At 70.9% G+C, this 2,827-nt stretch carries 3 protein-coding genes; 1 reads left to right on the top strand and 2 read right to left on the bottom strand.

Annotated elements, in window-relative coordinates; all coding sequences use genetic code 11:
* Positions 1 to 679 (bottom strand): DUF6421 family protein (locus ASG00_RS17745; RefSeq protein ID WP_235559442.1); only part of this gene is annotated, 679 nt, incomplete at its 3' end.
* Positions 680 to 807: 128 nt separating this feature from the next.
* On the opposite strand from ASG00_RS17745, the gene ASG00_RS08015 reads away from it, so the two are divergent.
* The gene (locus ASG00_RS08015; RefSeq protein WP_045247422.1) at positions 808 to 1,296 is read left to right on the top strand and encodes an Lrp/AsnC family transcriptional regulator; all 489 of its coding nucleotides are present in this window, start codon (positions 808 to 810) and stop codon (positions 1,294 to 1,296) included.
* 338 nt (positions 1,297 to 1,634) lie between these two features.
* On the opposite strand, the gene ASG00_RS08020 is transcribed toward ASG00_RS08015, so the two are convergent.
* Positions 1,635 to 2,827: aspartate aminotransferase family protein (locus ASG00_RS08020; RefSeq protein WP_056208359.1), on the bottom strand; the 1,193-nt coding region annotated here is incomplete at its 5' end.

The raw sequence follows: 2,827 nt of genomic DNA on the forward strand, positions 1-2,827 counted from the left end.
CGGCGCCCGCGGGGAGGTCGAGCTTGGTGATCTCGGATGCCGCGGCCACCACCCGCCGGAAGCGGGCCGCCTCACGGTCCTGGAAGATCGCGCCCCACGTGAACGTCGGGATCTCCCGCATCGCGACCGTCTCGGGGAAGAGCACGGCCGAGTCGGTGTCGTAGCCGGGCGTGAAGTCGAGCAGCCGCAGCGACAGGAACAGTCGGTTCGTGTAGGTCTGCTCGAGGCGGTCGACGAACTCGGGCCAGATGACCTCGCACACGAGCGCCTCGAGGTGGCGGGCACGGGAGCCGTTCTGGGTGTACATCGGGAAGACGACGAGGTGACGCAGGCCATCGACCCGGTGCCGCTGCGGCTGGAACGCGACGAGCGCGTCGAGGAAGTCGGGCACGCCCAGGCCGTCGCCGCTCCAGCGGGCGAGGTCGACGACGAGCGCGTCGAGATAGGCGGCGTCGTGGGGGAAGCGCGGCGCGAGCGCGTGCACGGCGGCGATGACCTCGCGCACGTGCGCACGGGCCGTCTCGAGATCGGATGCCGCGGCCACCGCGCCGTCGGCGCCCTGCAGCTGCTGCAGCGCGGTCGCCGCGTCCTTCAGGGCGAGCCACGCCGGGTCGCGCTCGACGCCGTGGGCGAGAGCGGGATCGATCGCGATGTCGGGGGTGATCGCGGTGACGGACATGAGGCCTCCGATCGGCGCACGGGGGAGAAACAGGGATCTGATTCCATGCTAACGGAATACTTACGTCGATTCGCTCTTCATGCCGGAAATCCTCCGATGGACCAACATGCCGCTGGTAGTCTCGCGACATGGCCGACGCCGCGACATCCGCCCCCGACGACTCGCCCGTTCCCGTCGAGGACGCGACCGACCTCGAGATCGTGCGCGCCGTGCTCGCCGACGGACGCGTCACCCTCGCACAGCTCGGCGAGCGGGTGGGCCTGTCGGTCTCCGCCGTGCAGTCGCGGCTGCGCAAGCTCGAGACCCGCGGGGTCATCACCGGCTACCGCGCCGTCGTCGACCCCGAGGCCGTCGGCAAGCCGCTCGCCGCCCTCGTCGAGATCACCCCGCTCGACCCCGGACAGCCCGACGACGCCCCCGAGAGGCTCGCGCACATCGCCGAGATCGAGGCCTGCCACTCGATCGCCGGCGACGCGAGCTACATCCTCTTCGTGCGCGTCGCGACGCCCCGCGACCTCGAGACGCTGATCCGCGACATCCGTCAGACGGCCGGCGTCTCGACCCGCACGACCGTCGTGCTGCAGACGTTCTTCGAGAACCGCCCGCTCGCCGTCTGACGGCGGCGGGCTCTGCCGCGCCGCCGTGCGGGCTCGGCCCGCCGCCGCACAACGTCGGAACCTTCTGCGGACGCGCCGTGATGCGGCATCCACTCATGGTGTGTCGGTGAAACGTTCCGACATTGTGCGGGTGGAGGGCAGGCAGACGGGCCGAGTGGGTGGATGCCCCGGCACCCGGCACCCGGCACCCGGCACCTTTGCCGCGCAAAGTCGGAACTTTGTGCGGACGCGCCGTGCTGCGGCATCCACTCACGGTGTGTCGGCGAGAATCTCCGACATTGTGCGGGTGCGAGGGCGACCGGGGGTGCGTCGCGGATGCCGCGGCCCCCGGGCACCTGTCACGACACCAGCGTCAGCACCTCGTCGTAGGCGGCGAAGGCCTCGGCCACCTCGTCGTCGGTGACGATGCAGGGCGGCACCACGTGGATGCGGTTGTCCTGCACGAACGGCAGCAGCCCGCGGGCGAGCAGCTCCTTCTTGATCGCGCCCATCGTGGCCGCCGGCAGCGGCTCCCGGGTGGCGCGGTGGGCGACGAGCTCCATCGCCCAGAAGACGCCGGTGCCGCGCACCTCGCCGATCGCGGCGTGCTTCTCCGCGAGTTCCGCCAGGCGGGGTGCGATCGAGTCCTCCCCGATGCGGCGCGCATTCTCGACGATGCCCTCGGCCTTCATCGCATCGATCGTCGCGACCGCGGCCGCCGTCGCGAGCGGATGTCCCGAATAGGTGAGTCCGCCCGGGAAGACCCGCTCGTCGAACTGCGACGCGATCGCGTCGGAGATGATGACGCCGCCGAGCGGCACGTACCCCGAGTTCACGCCCTTCGCGAAGGTGATGAGGTCGGGGCGCACATCGAAGTCCTCGAAGGCGAACCAGCGCCCGGTGCGACCGAACCCGGCCATCACCTCGTCGAGGATCAGCACGATGTCGTAGCGGTCGCAGATCTCCCGCACCCCCGCGAGGTAGCCGGGCGGAGGCACCATGACGCCCGCGGTGCCCGGGATCGACTCCAGCAGGATCGCCGCGACCGTGGACGGGCCCTCCGCCTGGATGACGCGCTCGAGGTGGTGCAGCGCCCGGGCCGACTCCTCCTCGGGGGTCGTGGCCCAGAACTCGCTGCGGTAGAGATACGGGCCGAACACGTGCACGTGTCCGCGGGCGAACTCGTTCGGGATGCGGCGCCAGTCACCCGTCGCGACGATCGCCGCCCCGGTGTTGCCGTGATACGAGCGGTAGCGCGAGATGACCTTGTCGCGCCCGGTGACCAGCCGCGCCATGCGGATGGCGTTCTCGTTCGCGTCGGCGCCGCCGTTGGTGAAGAACACCTTCTCGAAGCCGTCGGGCGCGAGACCCGCGATGCGCTCGGCCGCCTGCCCGCGGGTGAGGTTCGCCGTCGACGGAGCGATGGTCGTCAGCAGCTCCGCCTGGGCGACGATGCCCGCGACGACGGCCGGATGCTGGTGGCCGATGTTCACGTTGACGAGTTGGCTCGAGAAGTCGAGGTAGGTGCGACCCGAGTGGTCCCACACGCGGG

Origin of the sequence: Microbacterium sp. Leaf351 (genome assembly GCF_001423825.1) — a bacterium.
Lineage (GTDB): Bacteria > Actinomycetota > Actinomycetes > Actinomycetales > Microbacteriaceae > Microbacterium > Microbacterium ginsengisoli.

Bases quoted from the DNA above. Each gene is read 5' to 3' on its own strand.
- ASG00_RS08015 (WP_045247422.1), top strand. From the start codon at position 808: ATGGCCGACGCCGCGACATCCGCCCCCGACGACTCGCCCGTTCCCGTC.